We start from the raw sequence: 1,473 nt of genomic DNA, 5'->3' as shown, positions 1-1,473 counted from the left end.
AGGCATTATCCAATGCTTACTTAAAATCTCAGGGGCTTTATGAATTGCGCGATGGATGGATCAAGCTTCACCATTCTCAGTGAAACGCCCTGTGCGGATCCGCATGCAGGGTGTTGTGGGGGCTGAGGGTTAGAGACCCTCGGCTACCCGATTATGTTTTGAAAGTATCGAATCATTTAGCTGCTTTTGTCGCTAATTCAGCTACTCGTACCCGCCAAAATGTTTCGGCAGCTTCGCCAATAGAGGCCTGCATATTTGATTTATCTGTACAAAATAAACGAATACTTTTAAGAGAATCGTCCATATCTGAAGAACTAAGACCAATTGGTTGATCTTTCAATACGCTATTAACAGCTGTCATGTACCCCGTTAGCCAAACCTTTAATACGAACTGAAAATTTTCTTTATCAAAGTTTTGATTTACTTCGACACAATTAGTAATACCCATTCCAAAAGCCATGTACTGCGGCTCTTCCACACTTTCATTAGCCAGTACGGGCAAAGAAAATAAGGTGGCGATGATAAGACTGAGGTAAAGCTTCATTAAACTAAGTCTCGGTAAGGACATTTAAAAACATAACGCTTGTGGCACAGGCGACCGCGCAGCGGTTGTCCTAGCCAGCTTTGCTGGCGTATGTGCCCACCCTTGTTATATACCAACATTATTCAGCAACTCGTTGATTGTGCTTTCTATTTTAGTGTTTAAGGTAGTGATAATTTCTTCCTTCTTATCAGTTGGAAGAGAGTCCCAGCTTTCAGCCAAATCATCAAAAGTTAGCTGTTCCAAGTTCTGAAGGTAGAATGCATTTCCTTTGCTTTCCCCATGCAGATATGGAGAAATATTTAGAGCTACGTAGACGATCGGTGAAGCTTTTTTACCCAGAAAAGACCGTTGGTTTACACCAAAACCATAAGTTCCTGGTATTTGGTAAACCTCTCTAGGGATTATCTTAATCAACAAATCTACTTTAGATTTATTGTCTTCATCATCTTGTTCGAATGTAGTGACATTGAAGCCTCTAGATTCCAGCCTTTTGGTAACGATTTCAGTCACTTTATTGTGGAAAGAAGAGTCAGTGATAGAAGCGTATTCATTGTTAAATACAGTTGTACCTATGACATTGAATGTTGGTTCTTTTGGGAAATTATTTACTACCCCTGCCGTTTTTGCAGACTCAAGTTGAGTCTTAGTCAGCGGTGCCGAGCAAGCAGTACAAAGTAAAATTAAGGCAGTGATAGAAATTAGTTTAAATTTCCCTATCATTTTAAAACTCCTAAATTAGTTGGTATATAACGCCGCTGTATGGGGCATTTTTTGCGTAGTGGAGTTTTGGGGTAAAGTGGCGAAGCCACCCCAAAAAGGAGCGAAGTAAAAAATGTCCCTATGACAGCTTTGTGTACGCCCAGCATGGGCATGAACTAATGAGGTGAAAGTCCTCTGTAGGAAGGTCACCATCCATAGCGATTTATATC

Annotated in this window: 2 protein-coding genes; both read right to left on the bottom strand. The window is 40.7% G+C overall.

Annotated elements, in window-relative coordinates:
* Positions 1 to 172: 172 nt before the first annotated feature.
* Positions 173 to 544, bottom strand: a complete 372-nt coding sequence (locus A3773_RS16720; RefSeq protein ID WP_067988623.1) for a hypothetical protein — start codon at positions 542 to 544, stop codon at positions 173 to 175.
* A 105-nt stretch (positions 545 to 649) separates the two neighbouring features.
* Positions 650 to 1,264: a hypothetical protein gene (locus A3773_RS16715; RefSeq protein ID WP_067988621.1), complete on the bottom strand. Its 615-nt coding sequence runs from the start codon at positions 1,262 to 1,264 to the stop codon at positions 650 to 652.
* Positions 1,265 to 1,473 lie beyond the last annotated feature (209 nt).

Source organism: Neptuniibacter pectenicola (assembly GCF_001597735.1).
In the GTDB taxonomy this organism is placed as follows: Bacteria; Pseudomonadota; Gammaproteobacteria; order Pseudomonadales; family Balneatricaceae; genus Neptuniibacter; species Neptuniibacter pectenicola.
The sequence above is the reverse complement of the archived record's forward strand: the minus strand, read 5'-3'. Positions and strand labels throughout refer to the sequence as shown.

What these genes read in the sequence shown, in the direction of transcription:
- A3773_RS16720 (WP_067988623.1), bottom strand. Translation starts at nt 544, where the DNA reads ATGAAGCTTTACCTCAGTCTTATCATCGCCACCTTATTTTCTTTGCCC.
- A3773_RS16715 (WP_067988621.1), bottom strand. Translation starts at nt 1,264, where the DNA reads ATGATAGGGAAATTTAAACTAATTTCTATCACTGCCTTAATTTTACTT.